General features: G+C 52.2%; 16 protein-coding genes. 11 read left to right on the top strand and 5 right to left on the bottom strand.

The window, feature by feature from the left end:
* The first annotated feature begins 290 nt into the window (after positions 1-290).
* Positions 291-2,015: a DUF4153 domain-containing protein gene (locus ACJHWT_RS09915; RefSeq protein WP_000370846.1), complete on the top strand. Its 1,725-nt coding sequence runs from the start codon at positions 291-293 to the stop codon at positions 2,013-2,015.
* A 133-nt stretch (positions 2,016-2,148) separates the two neighbouring features.
* Here the strand turns inward: ACJHWT_RS09915 and hslO are convergent, their stop codons facing one another.
* From hslO to igaA, 4 genes are all read right to left on the bottom strand, one after another.
* Entirely contained in the window at positions 2,149-3,027 is an 879-nt protein-coding gene (gene hslO / locus ACJHWT_RS09920) for an Hsp33 family molecular chaperone HslO (protein ID WP_001389818.1), read from the bottom strand.
* A gap of 24 nt (positions 3,028-3,051) precedes the next feature.
* Positions 3,052-3,453 carry a ribosome-associated heat shock protein Hsp15 gene (hslR, locus tag ACJHWT_RS09925; RefSeq protein ID WP_000660483.1) on the bottom strand — a complete coding sequence of 134 codons (402 nt, stop codon included), beginning with the start codon at positions 3,451-3,453 and terminating at the stop codon, positions 3,052-3,054.
* 10 nt (positions 3,454-3,463) lie between these two features.
* Positions 3,464-4,132 (bottom strand): GMP/IMP nucleotidase, encoded by a 669-nt coding sequence (gene yrfG, locus ACJHWT_RS09930; RefSeq protein WP_001295168.1) that lies wholly within the window; start codon positions 4,130-4,132, stop codon positions 3,464-3,466.
* 64 nt (positions 4,133-4,196) lie between these two features.
* On the bottom strand, positions 4,197-6,332 hold the full coding sequence (gene igaA / locus ACJHWT_RS09935; protein WP_000104522.1) for an intracellular growth attenuator protein IgaA: 2,136 nt from the start codon (positions 6,330-6,332) through the stop codon (positions 4,197-4,199).
* Between the two features lie 319 nt (positions 6,333-6,651).
* Here igaA and nudE point away from each other — a divergent pair, with 319 nt between their 5' ends.
* Positions 6,652-7,212 carry an ADP compounds hydrolase NudE gene (nudE, locus tag ACJHWT_RS09940; protein ID WP_000045736.1) on the top strand — a complete coding sequence of 187 codons (561 nt, stop codon included), beginning with the start codon at positions 6,652-6,654 and terminating at the stop codon, positions 7,210-7,212.
* Between the two features lie 164 nt (positions 7,213-7,376).
* On the opposite strand, the gene mrcA is transcribed toward nudE, so the two are convergent.
* Positions 7,377-9,929 carry a peptidoglycan glycosyltransferase/peptidoglycan DD-transpeptidase MrcA gene (mrcA, locus tag ACJHWT_RS09945; RefSeq protein ID WP_001296475.1) on the bottom strand — a complete coding sequence of 851 codons (2,553 nt, stop codon included), beginning with the start codon at positions 9,927-9,929 and terminating at the stop codon, positions 7,377-7,379.
* A 119-nt stretch (positions 9,930-10,048) separates the two neighbouring features.
* Here mrcA and hofM point away from each other — a divergent pair, with 119 nt between their 5' ends.
* The 9 genes from hofM (at position 10,049) to dam (ending at position 17,723) form a co-directional block, all read left to right on the top strand.
* Positions 10,049-10,828 (top strand): DNA utilization protein HofM, encoded by a 780-nt coding sequence (hofM, locus tag ACJHWT_RS09950; RefSeq protein WP_001318076.1) that lies wholly within the window; start codon positions 10,049-10,051, stop codon positions 10,826-10,828.
* Complete coding sequence (gene hofN, locus ACJHWT_RS09955) at positions 10,828-11,367, top strand: DNA utilization protein HofN (RefSeq protein ID WP_001069335.1); 540 nt, start codon at positions 10,828-10,830, stop codon at positions 11,365-11,367. The genes hofM and hofN overlap by 1 nt, the downstream gene beginning before the upstream one ends.
* Complete coding sequence (gene hofO, locus ACJHWT_RS09960; RefSeq protein WP_000367371.1) at positions 11,351-11,791, top strand: DNA utilization protein HofO; 441 nt, start codon at positions 11,351-11,353, stop codon at positions 11,789-11,791. The genes hofN and hofO overlap by 17 nt, the downstream gene beginning before the upstream one ends.
* Positions 11,781-12,185: a DNA utilization protein HofP gene (hofP, locus tag ACJHWT_RS09965; RefSeq protein ID WP_001318075.1), complete on the top strand. Its 405-nt coding sequence runs from the start codon at positions 11,781-11,783 to the stop codon at positions 12,183-12,185. Before hofO ends, hofP begins: the two co-directional genes overlap by 11 nt.
* Positions 12,097-13,335 carry a DNA uptake porin HofQ gene (gene hofQ, locus ACJHWT_RS09970; protein ID WP_000816002.1) on the top strand — a complete coding sequence of 413 codons (1,239 nt, stop codon included), beginning with the start codon at positions 12,097-12,099 and terminating at the stop codon, positions 13,333-13,335. The genes hofP and hofQ overlap by 89 nt, the downstream gene beginning before the upstream one ends.
* A gap of 400 nt (positions 13,336-13,735) precedes the next feature.
* On the top strand, positions 13,736-14,257 hold the full coding sequence (gene aroK, locus ACJHWT_RS09975) for a shikimate kinase AroK (protein WP_000818618.1): 522 nt from the start codon (positions 13,736-13,738) through the stop codon (positions 14,255-14,257).
* A 56-nt stretch (positions 14,258-14,313) separates the two neighbouring features.
* On the top strand, positions 14,314-15,402 hold the full coding sequence (gene aroB, locus ACJHWT_RS09980; RefSeq protein ID WP_000439851.1) for a 3-dehydroquinate synthase: 1,089 nt from the start codon (positions 14,314-14,316) through the stop codon (positions 15,400-15,402).
* A gap of 91 nt (positions 15,403-15,493) precedes the next feature.
* Positions 15,494-16,780, top strand: coding sequence for a cell division protein DamX (gene damX, locus ACJHWT_RS09985; protein ID WP_000343222.1), 1,287 nt, complete (start codon positions 15,494-15,496; stop codon positions 16,778-16,780).
* 106 nt (positions 16,781-16,886) lie between these two features.
* Positions 16,887-17,723 (top strand): adenine-specific DNA-methyltransferase, encoded by an 837-nt coding sequence (gene dam / locus ACJHWT_RS09990; protein WP_000742141.1) that lies wholly within the window; start codon positions 16,887-16,889, stop codon positions 17,721-17,723.
* Positions 17,724-17,733 lie beyond the last annotated feature (10 nt).

The raw sequence follows: 17,733 nt of genomic DNA on the forward strand, positions 1-17,733 counted from the left end.
CTGGAGAAATTCATATTTGACAAAAAACTCCGTGATTCCTGTCACGAAACGGTTGCTATTATCGCAGAAATAGCATTTTAGGTGTGGAAAATGTTCTCAAAAGGTTAAATCTTGGTTTATATGGCGGGAATATTGTGAGTGGAATCGCATTCATGAATGAAATTGATGCAAATTCAATCGGTAAAGTATCGATTCACCACGCTAACTTTTTTTGATTATTTTCTGAAAAAAGCAAAATACTACTGCCCGGATGCGATAATTAACCCACCTTTTGATTCTGGATAACCAACATGGATAACGTTGAACTTTCACCGGCAACACGCTGGGGGATGATTGCTACCGGATTACTTCAGGGGCTGGTTTGCTACCTGCTGATCGCCTGGCTTGCCGGAAAAAATCTCAGTTGGATTGTTTATGGCGTGCCTGCGACCGTCGCGTTTTCATCCGTTTTACTCTTCTCCGTGATCTCCTTTAAACAGAAGCGCTTTTGGGGATGGCTGGCGCTGGTGTTTATTGCCACGCTAGGGATGAGCGGTTGGCTAAAGTGGCAAATTGATGGCATGAACCCCTGGAGAGCTGAAAAGGCGCTTTGGGATTTTGGCTTCTATCTGCTGCTGATGGCAATGTTGTTGCTACCGTGGATACAACAAAGCCTTCGCATCCGCAATGACAGTAGCCGCTATCGCTATTTTTACCAGTCAGTATGGCATAACGTACTTATATTCCTGGTGATTTTTCTCGCCAATGGCCTGACGTGGCTGGTGCTTTTACTGTGGAGTGAGTTGTTTAAACTTGTTGGCATCACGTTTTTCAAAACGCTCTTTTTTGCAACCGACTGGTTTATTTATCTCACGTTAGGTCTGGTTACCGCGCTGGCGGTGATCCTCGCGCGAACACAGTCACGTTTAATCGACTCTATTCAAAAGTTGTTCACGTTAATCGCCACGGGGTTGCTGCCGTTAGTATCATTGCTAACCCTGATGTTTATTATCACCCTGCCGTTTACGGGCCTGAGCGCGATTTCTCGCCACATCTCCGCCGCTGGGTTGCTGTTAACGCTGGCCTTTTTGCAATTGATCTTAATGGCTATTGTCCGCGATCCGCAAAAAGCGTCTCTTCCCTGGACGGGGCCGTTGCGTTGCCTGATTAAAACCGCTTTGCTGGTTGCTCCGCTGTATGTGTTCGTCGCCGCCTGGGCGTTATGGCTGCGGGTCGCTCAGTACGGCTGGACTGTCGACCGCTTGCAGGGCGCGCTGGCGGTGCTGGTGTTACTGGTATGGTCGCTGGGGTATTTTGTCAGTATCGTCTGGCGTAAAGGGCAAAACCCCCTTGTTCTTCAGGGCAAAGTGAACCTTGCGGTTTCGTTATTGGTGTTGGTAATACTGGTGCTTCTTAATTCTCCGGTGCTGGACAGTATGCGCATTAGCGTGAACAGTCATATGGCGCGTTATCAGAGCGGCAAAAACACGCCAGACCAGGTAAGTCTCTATATGCTCGAACAGAGCGGTCGCTATGGACGTGCGGCGCTTGAGTCGCTGAAAAGCGATGCCGAGTATATGAAAGACCCGAAACGCGCGCGGGATCTGCTGATGGCGTTAGATGGAGAGCAACATCTTCAGGAACAGGTATCGGAAAAAGTATTAGCCGATAATGTGTTAATTGCCCCAGGTTCTGGTAAACCGGATGCGACATTCTGGTCGGCCTTAATCCAGGATCGCTATAACGTGATGACCTGTATTGAAAAAGACGCCTGCGTACTGGTCGAGCAAGATCTGAATAGTGATGGTCAGGCGGAGCGGATCCTGTTTGCTTTTAATGATGACAGAGTCATTGTCTATGGCTTTGACTCAGCCAGAAAAGAATGGGACGCGCTTGATATGAGTTTACTTCCGCACAAAATAACGAAAGAAAAATTACTCACAGCTGCGAAGGATGGAAAACTGGGGACGAGGCCGAAAGCGTGGCGCGATCTGACGGTAGATGGTGAAACGCTGGAAATAAACTTAAGTAAGTGACAACGCTTTTAACGGATACGACGCTGTATCTGACCAAAATAACTTGCGATTTATTTCATAGGCCTGGTAAGCGCAGCGCATCAGGCCATTACGTCGTAAAATCCGGCAGAGCCCTCTCTGCCGGACATACTCATTAATGAACTTGCGGATCTGCCGGAGACGCGTTGTTGCGGATTTCAGCAATATCCATCGCATTGAACAGATAGTGGTTACCGCAGTAATCACAATGCATGTCAATTTCGCCATCTTCCGCCAGGATGCTATCGACTTCTTCATCCGGCAGCGTTTTTAGCGCGTCGGCGCAACGTTCACGCGAGCAGGTGCATTTGAACTCCACATCCTGCGGATCATAAACCGTCACCTCTTCTTCGTGATACAAACGCCACAACACTTCGTTTGCCGGTAAGGTCAACAGTTCTTCGGTTTTGATGGTTTCGGTTAGCGTCGCCAGGTGGTCAAAGTCGTCCTGCTGGGCATTTTGCGCAGGCATTACCTGCAACAACATACCGCCTGCAGCCGGTTTGCCGTCTACGTCGCCGGTGCGAATAAACAGGCGCGTCGGCAGCTGTTCAGAACGCATAAAGTAATCTTCCAGGCAGGCCGCCAGAGTATCACCTTCCAGACCCACCACGCCCTGATAGCGTTCACCTTCGCTCGGGGTGATGGTGATCACCACGTAACCATTGCCGACCAGCGTTTTCAGGTCGGCATTTTCTGGAATTTCGCCCTGCACGCGCGCCACACCGCGCATCTGCTGTTTGTTGTTACCGTTAATAACCGCCAGATTCATCGGACCGTCGCCTTGCAGCTGTACGGTGATATCACCATCAAACTTCAGCGTAGCGGTTAACAGGCTGGTCGCAACCAGCAGTTCTGCCAGCACGTTTTTAACGGGCTGCGGATAATCGTGGTTCTCAAGGATCTGTTGCAGGGTTTCCGAAACGGTTACCAGTTCGCCGCGAACGGCAAAGTTTTCAAACAGATAGCGATGTAATTGGTCATGTTGCGGCATAATCATCTCTCTTGCAGGTGACAGTTATTCACTGTCGCCGTGTTTAAATCGTAACAGGTCGCGGCGCTCTTTTTTGTCCGGGCGTCGGTCCGGGTGCGGCATGGTTAAGGCATTAAGTTTACGTGCCAGCGCCATTTTTTCGCGTTTCTCTACACTTTCCGCAGTCTCTTCATACAGCAAGGCTGCCTCGCTGGCGGGGCGACGCTGTTCAGTAATCGCCTTTACAATCACCGTGCGTTCGTCATTTCCCTGGCGCAGAGTGAGCGTGGCATTCAGCTCGACGATTTTGCTCGGCTTGCTGCGCTGCCCGTTGTAATGCACCTTACCGCCTTCAATCATTTCACGGGCCAGCGCGCGGGTTTTATAAAAACGGGCAGCCCATAGCCATTTATCCAGTCGAACCTCAACAGCAGGTTTTTCTTTCATGGCGTCTCCTTCACATTAGCGAGGGGATCAGGCGGCGGTAGTCATTCAGTGACGGATGGCGTTGATACTGTTTCTCGGCAATCCCGGAGTCAGGATTAGTCACGCCGAGGCAGTAACGAATACCAAATTGCGCGGCAGCATCGAGAATCGCTTCGCTGTCATCAATAAACAGCGTTCTTTCAGCTTTCAGACCCGTAGCTTCGGCCACCGCATGCCATAACCGCTGATCCTCTTTCGGATAACCAAATGTGTGGGTGGAAAGTAATAAATCAAGGTGTGCGTCCAGACCGGTATGCTCAAGTTTTACCGCCAGGTTGTGCGGATGCGCATTGGTGAGCAAAATTCGCTGCTTACCGCTGGCTTTCAGTGCCTCAAGAAACGGAATGGTATCTTCACGCAGTACGGCGCGCGGTCCCATCTCGGTGGTCATCGCACAGATATCCAGACCCAGTTGCTCACTCCAGTAATCAAGACAGTACCAGTTTAGCGTATGCTGTACGTCGTGATATTGCTGGCGCATATATTCCATCGCTTCCTGTGGCGTAACCCCGTTTTTCGCGCCCCATGTTTCAGGCACCAGCTTTTGCCAGAAATAGTTATCGAAGGCGAGGTCGAGCAACGTGCCGTCCATATCCAGCAGAACGGTATCTACGTCCTGCCAGGCAATGTTGATATGCATGAGGGAAATCTCCAGAGTGAAGCAATTTGCGCGACAGGGTAGCATAACCTGCCGCGCAAACGTGTTATTCGATAAGGCTTTCTGAAGGGGTGATCAGTTGTGGGTTCAGGCAGCTTTCATAATAGGCCTGAATCTTCATCATGCGAGTACGATGACGCTGGTAACGCCGCCAGGCCTGTACGCCATTATAAATGGCGCTACCCAGCATCGTCAGTAGCAGCAGCGTGGTGCTGAGATAGCGCCACAGGCCGGAACGATCCGGGATCGGATGAAGGCCTATATGCTGCGTACCATTGGCGTCAGTGAAGATTTTTGTGACGATACCCTCGGCGTTAAACGGCGTATGCATCAGCATTTGTGCCAGTTTCTGGAAAGCGTTCCACTGTTCTTGCGGCGGGTAGTCGTAAAGTGATGCCGAAGGCCAGGGCTGATCAACAAAATCGCTGCCTTCGTCGCTGACAATCAGGAATCCGCCGGGGGCCGGACTGTTTAGTGATTGTGCCGCTCGCGCTGTTTCATGCGTGATAAACGGCGCGGTGGAGGTTGCCACCAGGTTATCCAGCGATTCCGCACTCACCGGGCGTAATAACACATTCACGCCATCGAGCTTCCCGGCGTTGGCGCGTTTTACCAGCGCGTCCCAGTCTTTACTGTTGCCGAGATTGACCAGCGCATTTTTCAGTCGCACACAGTCATCTTTGGCAGAACACAGATCCGCTGTCTTCAGTACTATGTCGCCAAAATCATCAAGCAATACCATGCCGGATTTTTGAATTGCTGAACGTAATGAGGCGCTGACGCGAGATTCATCTTCCGGTTTAGGGTGCAGCTGGCGATTAACTGCTTCGGTCAATGCCGTCGCTTTGTTGACCAATTCAGATTCTGGTAATGGCAATGAGCGGGCGTCATTCCAGATGATCTGCGAGCAGTCAAACGGTAAAAAAGGTGAGTTGGTTTTCGCGCTCCAGGTACCGGAAGTGCGAATATTACACATTCCCGTACCGCTAATACGCAATGTATCGCCAACCCGCACGCCAGCGTCAGCCAGTTGTTTCACGCTGGTGGCTTCAATGGTCTGCGCGCCTTTCATCCACGAGAGGGTGAATTTCAGCGGCATATCCAGCGGGATCCAGAATAACAGCATAAACAGCACAAGTAGCGAGCCCGCAGCGATAATCGTACTGCGCAGCCAGTGCTGTAACGGAAAGTTTTTTACTTCATCATGCAGCGAAAGATATCGCCCCTGACGCACTACGTGGCGGTCGAGATAGATATCGATATCGGTTTGTTGACCGAGATCCTGAGCAATGTATGGCTGCCAGTGTGCGGGGTAGACCAGGTCGATAATACCGAGTGAAATATTGTTGATCTGTTCCTGATCGTTTTCGCCAAACAATCCCCAACGACGGGGTGTACCGCGCAGACAATGAATTTCCCGCAGGGAGGATTTTGCCGGGGGCGCGAATAGCCCCCACAGACCTGCGCCCAGCAGCAGTAACGCGCCGCCTGCCAGCCACGGAACAAATACATCCGGGGTAATCAGGCAGAAAAAGAACATCAGGAAGGAGGCGACAATCAGCAACGCTTCGCGCAGCCCGCGCGGACGACTTAGCGCATACTCTTCGTGCGTTTCTTTGCGAATATTGAGTAGCTCGATTTGCTCACTCTCTTCCCCGCGAATCGACGCCTGTGTTGACGGAACAGGTTGCAAGGCATAGCCGCGAGTTTCCTGCATGTACTCCTGCAGCGTATGACCGTTGAGTGAAATAACCAGCGGCAGCGAATCGGTATGAATCAGTTCAACGGTATTCTCATCGTTGATGTACTGCTCCCAGAAAGGGGGCAGGTGGACTTCTACCGAATCGAGGTAGTAACGCCATTTATTCGGATCGTCGGTAGAGATGCCGTAACGCGTGATAGCGTGTGTTAGCATCATGACGTTGTTGCTTTCGGCATTCAGCGCCAGAGAGATCGGTGCCGCGCTGGCTCCCGTTGGGCCAGGCACCTGTAATACCTGCGTCAGGCTCTCAAGATAATTTTCAACGGCGCTACGTTCTTCAGGTGTGAGTTTACGCGTTTGCGCATCCGCGAAGGCGTTGGTCCAGGGCAGCTGACGCCGTCTGGATCGCACTTTTATCAGCCATCCCGCAAGTAGTGAGCAGGCCAGCAAAGCAGCTAAAAAAATCACAATGGTGCTCATGCTTTCCCCATCTTACTTAGTCTGTCAGGCGTGGTCAGTCGCACCGGACACAAAACATGATTCTGCGGTTGGCTATCGGCAAGCGTGGAGTTTAACTTGAGCATCATTAAGCACATCACAGTAACCGCTGATCATAGCAAACCCTCTGAAGGCGGAATATCAGCAAATTCCTGGAGTTATTTCAACCTATTGACTTTTAATTTGATTTGAGGACGATTATTTATTAAGTTACATAAATGTAAATAACATGCAATTCACATTGCCGAAAGCGTGTCCTATATCGCACAATAACCGCTGATTTCACAGCATAGATCCCACGATGAGCAAATCATTACAAAAACCCACCATTCTGAATGTTGAAACTGTAGCCCGTTCCCGACTGTTTACCGTCGAAAGCGTGGATCTGGAGTTCAGCAATGGCGTGCGGCGTGTTTATGAACGAATGCGTCCAACCAACCGGGAAGCAGTGATGATTGTGCCGATTGTGGACGATCACCTGATCCTGATCCGCGAATACGCAGTGGGAACTGAATCCTACGAATTAGGTTTTTCGAAAGGATTAATTGATCCGGGTGAAAGCGTCTTTGAAGCCGCTAACCGCGAGCTAAAAGAAGAGGTTGGATTTGGTGCGAACGATCTGACTTTTTTGAAGAAGCTCAGCATGGCACCGTCTTACTTTTCCAGCAAAATGAATATCGTGGTAGCGCAAGATCTCTACCCGGAATCACTGGAAGGCGATGAGCCAGAGCCGCTACCACAGGTGCGCTGGCCGCTGGCGCATATGATGGATTTGCTGGAAGCCCCTGACTTCAATGAAGCGCGTAATGTCAGCGCGCTGTTCCTCGTGCGCGAATGGTTGAAAGGGCAGGGGCGAGTGTAAATGCGTGAAGTTTGCCTGATGCATAATGCTTATCAGGCTTACGAAGTTCCTGCAATTTATTGAATTTTCAATTTTTGTTGGCCGGATAACGCGTTCACCCGCATCCGGCATAAACAAGTGCACTTTGTCAGCAAACTGAAAAAGGCGCCGAAGCGCCTTTTTAATCAGAACAATTCCTGTGCCTCGCCATTATCGATAATGGTCGTTCCCACCTCGTGCACCGCCTGTTGTGTCGGCTGCGTACCTTCGATGAAATACTCTTCGCGGCTGTTGCCACCATTAGCTAATTGCCCGGTGCTGCGATCGATATTCACCGTCACAATACCCGGTGGCGGCGTCAGCGGCTGCTCCGGCACACCTTCAAGAACGGCTTTCATATAAGCGTCCCATGCAGGCTGGGCACTCTTGGCACCGCCTTCGTAACCTGAGATCTGATCTTTAATCGCTCCGGAAGCCGTTGTATGACCGAGATTACGACGGTGATCATCAAAGCCAATCCAGACCGAGGTCACAACGCCCGGACCGTAACCCGAGAACCACGCATCTTTCGAACTGTTAGTGGTACCCGTTTTTCCGCCTATATCATGCCGTTGTAAATCACGACCTGCTCGCCAGCCAGTACCCTGCCAGCCTGGTTCACCAAAAATATTGGTGTTCAAGGCACTCTTAATCAGGAATGCCAGCGGAGTGTTGATGACGTGCGGTGCGTACTCCTGCGCGCCGGTCTTCGCCACTAACGCCTGATTTGCCTGCTCCAGCTGCGGCATTGGTACAGAAACATTCTGCTGCTCGCGGGAGATAGCGACATCTTCAACATCGTTATTTTCCAGCACGTTCGATTTCTGCGTATCACCGTAAATCACCGGAATATCGCATTCCGGGCAGGCTACTTTCGGTTTCGCTTCGAAAATTACGCCGCCCTGATCGTTTTCAATTTTGCTGATAAACCACGGGTCCACCAGGAAGCCGCCGTTCGCCATGACCGCGTAGCCGCGCGCCACCTGCATTGGGGTGAAGGAAGCTGAACCCAGCGCCAGCGATTCGGTGTGGACAATGTTTTGTGCCGGGAAGCCGAAGCGTTGCAGATATTCTGCAGCGTAGTCGACGCCCATCGCCCGCATTGCGCGTACCATCACCACGTTTTTCGACTGACCCAGCCCCTGACGTAAGCGAATTGGACCGGCATACTGCGGTGGTGAGTTCTTCGGCTGCCAGTCAGAACCGGCACCTGCATCCCAGCGGGAAATTGGCACATCGTTCAACATACTTGCCAGCGTTAGACCTTTATCCATCGCCGCGGTGTAGAGGAACGGTTTGATGTTGGAACCCACCTGACGCAGTGCCTGGGTGGCGCGGTTAAACTTGCTCTGATTGAAATCAAAGCCACCGACCAGCGCCATAACGGCACCGTTTTGCGGATTGATCGACACCAGCGCCGAGTTCACTTCCGGCACTTGCGCCAGCCACCATGCATCGTCAACTTGACGAACCCAGATTTGCTGACCCGTTTGCAGAACATCGGTCACTTTACGCGGCGTCGGTCCCTGCTGAGTATCCGAACGGTAAGGACGAGCCCAGCGAACACCTTCCATACTCAATACGACGGTCGACCCGTCTGCCAGCATCGCCGTTGCTTCCTGAGGATTGGCGCTGGTGACTGCGGCAGGCAGCAGCGGACCATAGGTCGGCAGCGCCTTCAGCGTATCGGTAATCTTGTTGTTATCCCACGCCGATTCGCCCACTTTCCACAGCACATTCGCCGGGCCGCGATAACCGTGGCGCATGTCGTAGTCCAGCACGTTATTACGTACCGCCTGCTGTGCGGCCTGCTGCACTTTTCGGGTGATGGTGGTGTAAATGCGATAACCGTCTTCATAGGCACTTTCGCCATAACGGTTATACATCTCCTGGCGCACCATTTCGCTCAGGTATGGCGCAGAGAAAGCAATCTCCGGCGCGTGATAGTTAGCGTTAATCGCCTCAGTGCGTGTCTGATCGAACTGTTGTTGGGTGATATACCCTTCATCCAGCATCCGCGACAGCACGACGTTACGCCGCGCGACGGCACGATCCATTGAGTAGAGCGGGTTGAAGGTGGAAGGCGCTTTCGGCAGCCCGGCTATCACCGCCATTTCGTTCAACGTCAGTTGGTCGACCGTTTTACCGAAATAGACTTGTGCCGCAGCACCGACACCATAGGCGCGGTAACCGAGGTAAATCTTGTTCAGATAGAGCTCGAGGATCTCGTCTTTCGTCAGCAACTGTTCAATGCGAATCGCGAGGAAGACTTCCTTAATCTTGCGCATCAGCGTGCGTTCTGGACTGAGGAAGAAGTTTCTCGCCAGCTGCTGGGTAATGGTACTCGCCCCTTGTGACGCGTGACCGGAGAACAGCGCCACGCTTGCCGCACGGAAGATCCCCACCGGGTCAACGCCGTGATGCTCGTAGAAGCGGCTGTCTTCCGTCGCGATAAAGGCTTTCACCATCTCCGGCGGGATTTGATCCAACGTAACCGGAATACGACGTTTCTCACCGTATTGAGCAATCAGCTCGCCATCGGCGCTGTAAATCTGCATCGGAATTTGCAGGCGAACATCTTTTAATGTCGCCACATCCGGCAGTTGTGGCTCGATGTAGCGGTATAGGCCATAAATCGAGCCTGCTCCCAGCAGAATGCAACAGACTGCAAGGATCAAAAAATACTTTACGAACTTCACTGGAAATTTCCCATTTAGTTTCATTTGGGCAGTTTATAAACAAACGCGCGGTAGTATAAAGGCAAGCCAGACGCATTGATATACCCGTCAGAGTGACGGGTGATAAGGAGATCATCACAATGGCATTTAAGAACTGGCAAATTGGTTTGCATTTACAACAGCAAGAAGCGGTAGCGGTTGCTATCGTGCGGAGCGCAAAAGAATGCTTATTGCACCGCTGGTGGCGGTTGCCACTGGAGAACGACATTATCAAAGATGGGCGGATTGTTGATGTGCAGCGGCTGGCTAACACGTTGTTACCGTGGAGTCGTGAACTGCCGCAGCGTCATCACATTATGTTGGCGTTTCCCGCCAGTCGCACATTACAGCGGTCATTTCCACGCCCGTCGATGTCCCTCGGTGAGCGGGAGCAAATGGCCTGGCTGTCCGGGACGATGGCCCGTGAGCTGGATATGGATCCGGACTCCCTGCGCTTCGATTACAGCGAAGACTCACTCAGTCCCGCCTATAACGTGACTGCCGCGCAAAGCAAAGAGCTGGCAACGCTGCTTACTCTGGCAGAAAGGTTGCGTGTTCATGTTAGCGCGATCACTCCGGATGCCAGTGCATTACAGCGATTCCTGCCTTTTTTACCTTCTCATCAGCAATGTCTGGCCTGGCGTGATAACGAACAGTGGCTGTGGGCGACGCGCTATAGCTGGGGGCGCAAACTGGCGGTGGGGATCACTAGCGCGAAGGAGCTGGCGGCAGCGTTATCTGTTGATCCCGAAAGCGTCGCGCTATGTGGCGAAGGCGGATTTGACCCCTGGGAGGCGGTTTCTGTTCGTCAGCCGCCGCTACCGCCACCAGGTGGAGACTTTGCCATCGCGCTGGGGCTGGCGCTTGGGAAGGTGTACTGATGAACCCGCCAATTAATTTTTTGCCCTGGCGACAGCAACGCCGGACTGCTTTTCTTCGTTTCTGGTTGCTGATGTTCGTTGCGCCTCTGCTGCTGGCCGTCGGGATAACGCTAATACTGCGTCTGACAAGCAATGCCGAAGCACGCGTAAACGCCGTTTTGCTTCAGGCGGAACAACAACTCGCCCGCAGCTTACAGATAACGAAACCACGTTTGCTGGAACGCCAGCAGTTACGCGAACAGCGTTTGCAACGTCAGCGCCAGCGACAATTTACCCGCGACTGGCAATCTGCGCTGGAAGCACTGGCGGCGCTTTTACCCGAACATGCCTGGCTGACAACGATAAGCTGGCAGCAGGGAACGCTGGAGATCAAGGGGCTGACAACAAGCATTACCGCGTTAAACGCACTAGAAACGTCACTACGCCAGGATGCTTCTTTTCATCTCAATCAGCGGGGGGCCACGCAGCAGGATGCGCAGGGACGCTGGCAATTTGAGTATCAGTTAACAAGGAAGGTTAGCGATGGACATGCTCTTTGACTGGTGGTTCGCCACATCACCCCGCCTCCGCCAGCTTTGCTGGGCAGTCTGGTTGCTGATGTTAGTTACGCTCATTTTTCTGTCATCGACACACCATGAAGAGAGCGACGCATTAATTCGACTACGGGCAAGTCATCACCAGCAGTGGGCCGCACTGTATCGCCTGGTTGACACCACTCCCTTCAGCGAGGAAAAAACGCTGCCCTTTTCGCCACTGGATTTTCAGTTATCCGGCGCGCAACTGGTTTACTGGCATCCATCCGCGCAGGGAGGTGAGTTGGCGTTGAAAACGCTGTGGGAAGCAGTGCCGTCGGCATTTACACGGCTGGCAGAGCGCAACGTCAGCGTGAGCCGTTTTTCGTTAAGCGTGGAAGGTGATGACCTTTTGTTCACGCTACAACTGGAGACGCCGCATGAGGGTTAAACGCTGGTTGTTGGCAGGTATTACATTGTGCCTTTTAACCGGTATGCGTGACCCTTTTAAACCGCCGGAAGATCTATGCCGGATTAGCGAACTTAGCCAGTGGCGCTATCAGGGGATGGTAGGGCGAGGTGAGCGCATCATCGGTGTAATAAAAGACGGGCAAAAAAAATGGCGACGGGTGCAGCAAAACGACGTGCTGGAAAACGGCTGGACAATTTTACAGCTGACGCCAGACGCACTAACGCTGGGAACCGGGACAAACTGCGAACCGCCACAATGGTTGTGGCAACGGCAAGGAGATACAAATGAAGCAATGGATAGCCGCACTACTGTTGATGCTGATACCCGGCGTACAGGCGGCAAAGCCGCAAAAAGTGACGCTGATGGTGGATGACGTTCCGGTGGCTCAGGTGTTGCAGGCGCTGGCTGAACAGGAGAAGTTGAACCTGGTGGTTTCGCCAGACGTCAGCGGTACGGTGTCGTTACATTTAACTGACGTTCCCTGGAAGCAGGCACTACAAACTGTAGTGAAAAGCGCCGGATTGATAACGCGCCAGGAGGGCAACATTCTCTCGGTGCATTCCGTTGCCTGGCAGAATGACAATATCGCCCGCCAGGAGGCGGAGCAGACGCGGGCGCAGGCAAATCTGCCGCTGGAAAATCGCAATATTACTCTGCAATACGCCGACGCCGGAGAGCTGGCGAAAGCGGGGGAGAAGCTACTGAGTGCCAAAGGGAGTATGACCGTCGATAAACGCACCAATCGCCTTTTGCTGCGAGATAACAAAGCGGCGTTAAGCGCGCTTGAACAGTGGGTAGCGCAAATGGATCTGCCGGTCGGGCAGGTTGAGCTGTCGGCGCATATTGTCACCATTAATGAAAAAAGTTTGCGTGAGTTAGGTGTGAAATGGACGCTGGCTGATGCGCAACACGCTGGTGGCGTTGGGCAAGTCACCGCGCTTGGTAGCGACCTCTCCGTAGCGACGGCGACAACGCATGTCGGTTTTAACATTGGACGCATCAACGGACGTTTACTGGATCTTGAGCTTTCCGCGCTCGAACAAAAACAGCAGTTGGATATTATCGCCAGTCCGCGTCTGCTGGCCTCACATCTTCAGCCTGCCAGCATTAAACAGGGGAGCGAAATTCCATATCAGGTTTCCAGCGGGGAAAGTGGCGCGACGTCGGTGGAATTTAAAGAGGCCGTCCTGGGGATGGAAGTTACGCCCACGGTGTTACAAAAAGGTCGCATCCGGCTGAAATTACACATCAGCCAGAACGTTCCGGGGCAGGTGCTACAGCAGGCCGATGGCGAAGTGTTGGCGATTGATAAGCAGGAGATCGAAACGCAGGTCGAGGTCAAAAGCGGAGAAACGTTGGCGCTGGGCGGCATTTTTACCCGTAAAAATAAATCGGGTCAGGATAGCGTACCGTTGCTTGGTGACATTCCCTGGTTCGGGCAATTATTTCGTCATGACGGAAAAGAAGATGAACGACGCGAGTTAGTGGTGTTTATCACGCCACGACTGGTTTCCAGTGAGTAAACAGCCGTAAAAGCGGTAATGTTTTTACGCTGAACGTGTTTCATCTATTTGACGCGCGCAGGTATTTAGCATACAAGGAGTACCGATTTGAGAGTTGGTGCTCTTCGCTGCCTGCGTTCCATGATGATGATTTATCATTCAGGCGGCATTTTGCTGTCTTTTTTACGCTAATCTTACCCGGTGATTTATCGCCAGAGCGGTGGTAGCAAGGCAGCGCGCTTGCAGCGACCAGATATGCAGAGGGATGGGTGATTTATTCAGTTGCCAAACCCGCTGGAGTATTGAGATAATTTTCAGTCTGACTCTCGCAATATCTTATGAGGTTTCAGTTCATGTCCTGCGGCGCTCTCTGAGCGAAGCGGGTTTATCATTAACGAATAGTCTTAGTAGTACCGAAAAAATGGCAGAGAAACGCAATATCTTTCTGGTTGGGCCTATGGGTGCCGGAAAAAGCACTATTGGGCGCCAGTTAGCTCAACAACTCAATATGGAATTTTACGATTCCGATCAAGAGATTGAGAAACGAACCGGAGCTGATGTGGGCTGGGTTTTCGATTTAGAAGGCGAAGAAGGCTTCCGCGATCGCGAAGAAAAGGTCATCAATGAGTTGACCGAGAAACAGGGTATTGTGCTGGCTACTGGCGGCGGCTCTGTGAAATCCCGCGAAACGCGTAACCGTCTTTCCGCACGTGGCGTTGTCGTTTATCTTGAAACGACCATCGAAAAGCAACTTGCACGCACGCAGCGTGATAAAAAACGCCCGTTGCTGCACGTTGAAACACCGCCGCGTGAAGTTCTGGAAGCGTTGGCCAATGAACGCAATCCGCTGTATGAAGAGATTGCCGACGTGACCATTCGTACTGATGATCAAAGCGCTAAAGTGGTTGCAAACCAGATTATTCACATGCTGGAAAGCAACTAATTCTGGCTTTATATACACTCGTCTGCGGGTACAGTAATTAAGGTGGATGTCGCGTTATGGAGAGGATTGTCGTTACTCTCGGGGAACGTAGTTACCCAATTACCATCGCATCTGGTTTGTTTAATGAACCAGCTTCATTCTTACCGCTGAAATCGGGCGAGCAGGTCATGTTGGTCACCAACGAAACCCTGGCTCCTCTGTATCTCGATAAGGTCCGCGGCGTACTTGAACAGGCGGGTGTTAACGTCGATAGCGTTATCCTCCCTGACGGCGAGCAGTATAAAAGCCTGGCTGTGCTCGATACCGTCTTTACGGCGTTGTTACAAAAGCCGCATGGTCGCGATACTACGCTGGTGGCGCTTGGCGGCGGCGTAGTGGGCGATCTGACCGGCTTTGCGGCGGCGAGTTATCAGCGCGGTGTACGTTTCATTCAAGTCCCGACGACGTTGCTGTCGCAGGTCGATTCCTCCGTTGGCGGCAAAACTGCGGTCAACCATCCCCTCGGTAAAAACATGATTGGCGCGTTCTACCAGCCTGCTTCAGTGGTGGTGGATCTCGACTGTCTGAAAACGCTTCCCCCGCGTGAGTTAGCGTCGGGGCTTGCAGAAGTCATCAAATACGGCATTATTCTTGACGGTGCGTTTTTCAACTGGCTGGAAGAGAATCTGGATGCGTTGTTGCGTCTGGACGGTCCGGCAATGGCGTACTGTATTCGCCGTTGTTGTGAACTGAAGGCAGAAGTTGTCGCCGCCGACGAGCGCGAAACCGGGTTACGTGCTTTACTGAATCTGGGACATACCTTTGGTCATGCCATTGAAGCTGAAATGGGGTATGGCAATTGGTTACACGGTGAAGCAGTCGCTGCGGGTATGGTGATGGCGGCGCGGACGTCGGAACGTCTCGGGCAGTTTAGTTCTGCCGAAACGCAGCGTATTATAACCCTGCTCACGCGGACTGGGTTACCGGTCAATGGGCCGCGCGAAATGTCTGCGCAGGCGTATTTACCGCATATGCTGCGTGACAAGAAAGTCCTTGCGGGAGAGATGCGCTTAATTCTTCCGTTGGCAATTGGTAAGAGTGAAGTTCGCAGCGGCGTTTCGCACGAGCTTGTTCTTAACGCCATTGCCGATTGTCAATCAGCGTAACAACAAGAAAGGTCAGGCCGCTTATCAAGCGGTCTATTAGCTTCAGGTTAATTGCAACGTGGTAAGCATTAACCTTTTAGTGGGGTGTTAAATGGATGAATTCAAACCAGAAGACGAGCTGAAACCCGATCCCAGCGATCGTCGTACTGGTCGTTCTCGTCAATCTTCTGAACGTTCTGAGCGTACTGAACGTGGCGAACCGCAGATCAATTTTGATGATATTGAACTTGATGACACTGACGATCGCCGTCCGACTCGTGCGCAAAAAGAGCGCAATGAGGAACCGGAACTCGAAGAAGAAATTGACGAATCCGAAGATGAAACCGTGGATGAAGAGCGCGTAGAGCGTCGTCCACGTAAGCGCAAAAAAGCAGCCAGTAAACCCGCTTCTCGTCAGTATATGATGATGGGCGTCGGCATTCTGGTTCTCCTGCTGTTGATCATCGGTATCGGTTCTGCGCTAAAAGCCCCCTCGACCTCTTCCAGCGATCAAACCGCGTCTGGCGAGAAGAGTATTGATCTTGCTGGCAATGCGACCGATCAGGCGAATGGCGTGCAGCCAGCGCCGGGAACCACGTCTGCGGAAAATACTCAGCAGGATGTTTCTCTACCGCCGATCTCTTCTACGCCGACTCAAGGGCAAACCCCGGCGGCAACGGATGGTCAACAACGTGTTGAAGTGCAGGGTGACCTGAACAATGCGCTGACCCAGCCACAAAATCAGCAACAGTTGAATAATGTGGCGGTCAATTCCACGTTGCCGACTGAACCCGCGACGGTCGCGCCTGTTCGCAATGGCAATGCATCGCGTGACACGGCGAAAACGCAAACCGCTGAACGTCCGGCCACTACGCGTCCAGCTCGCCAGCAGGCGGTGATTGAACCGAAAAAACCGCAAGCAACCGTGAAAACGGAGCCGAAGCCGGTAGCACAGACGCCGAAGCGTACTGAACCAGCTGCTCCTGTGGCAAGCACGAAGGCACCGGCTGCGACTTCTACGCCAGCACCAAAAGAGACGGCGACTACGGCTCCAGTACAGACGGCATCCCCGGCGCAAACCACGGCAACACCAGCCGCTGGAGGGAAGACCGCAGGTAATGTTGGTTCGTTGAAATCGGCACCGTCCAGCCATTACACTCTGCAGCTGAGCAGTTCCTCTAACTACGACAACCTGAACGGTTGGGCGAAGAAAGAGAATCTGAAAAACTACGTTGTCTATGAAACGACGCGTAATGGTCAGCCGTGGTATGTCCTGGTTTCTGGCGTGTACGCTTCGAAAGAAGAGGCGAAAAAAGCGGTATCTACCTTGCCAGCCGATGTCCAGGCCAAAAACCCGTGGGCGAAACCACTGCGTCAGGTACAGGCCGATCTGAAGTAATCAAGGTTATCTCCCGCAATGGTTTATCGTTGCGGGAGTTGCCTGAAGCGCTGGATGCTGTCGGAGCTTTCTCCACAGCCGGAGAAGGTGTAATTAGTTAGTCAGCATGAAGAAAAATCGCGCTTTTTTGAAGTGGGCAGGGGGCAAGTATCCCCTGCTTGATGATATTAAACGGCATTTGCCCAAGGGCGAATGTCTGGTTGAGCCTTTTGTAGGTGCCGGGTCGGTGTTTCTCAACACCGACTTTTCTCGTTATATCCTTGCCGATATCAATAGCGACCTGATCAGTCTCTATAACATTGTGAAGATGCGTACTGATGAGTACGTACAGGCCGCACGCGAGCTGTTTGTTCCCGAAACAAATTGCGCCGAGGTTTACTATCAGTTCCGCGAAGAGTTCAACAAAAGCCAGGATCCGTTCCGTCGGGCGGTACTGTTTTTATATTTGAACCGCTACGGTTACAACGGTCTGTGTCGTTACAATCTGCGCGGTGAGTTTAACGTGCCGTTTGGCCGCTACAAAAAACCCTATTTCCCGGAAGCAGAGTTGTATCACTTCGCTGAAAAAGCGCAGAATGCCTTTTTCTACTGTGAGTCTTACGCCGATAGCATGGCGCGCGCAGATGATGCATCCGTCGTCTATTGCGATCCGCCTTATGCGCCGCTGTCTGCGACCGCCAACTTTACGGCGTATCACACAAACAGTTTTACGCTTGAACAACAAGCGCATCTGGCAGAGATCGCCGAAGGTCTGGTTGATCGCCATATTCCAGTGCTGATCTCCAATCACGATACGATGTTAACGCGTGAGTGGTATCAGCGCGCAAAATTGCATGTCGTCAAAGTTCGACGCAGTATAAGCAGCAACGGCGGCACACGTAAAAAGGTGGACGAACTGCTGGCTTTGTACAAACCAGGAGTCGTTTCACCCGCGAAAAAATAATTCTCAAGGA

It is taken from the genome of Escherichia sp. WS338 (genome assembly GCF_046486405.1).
Lineage (GTDB): Bacteria > Pseudomonadota > Gammaproteobacteria > Enterobacterales > Enterobacteriaceae > Escherichia > Escherichia coli.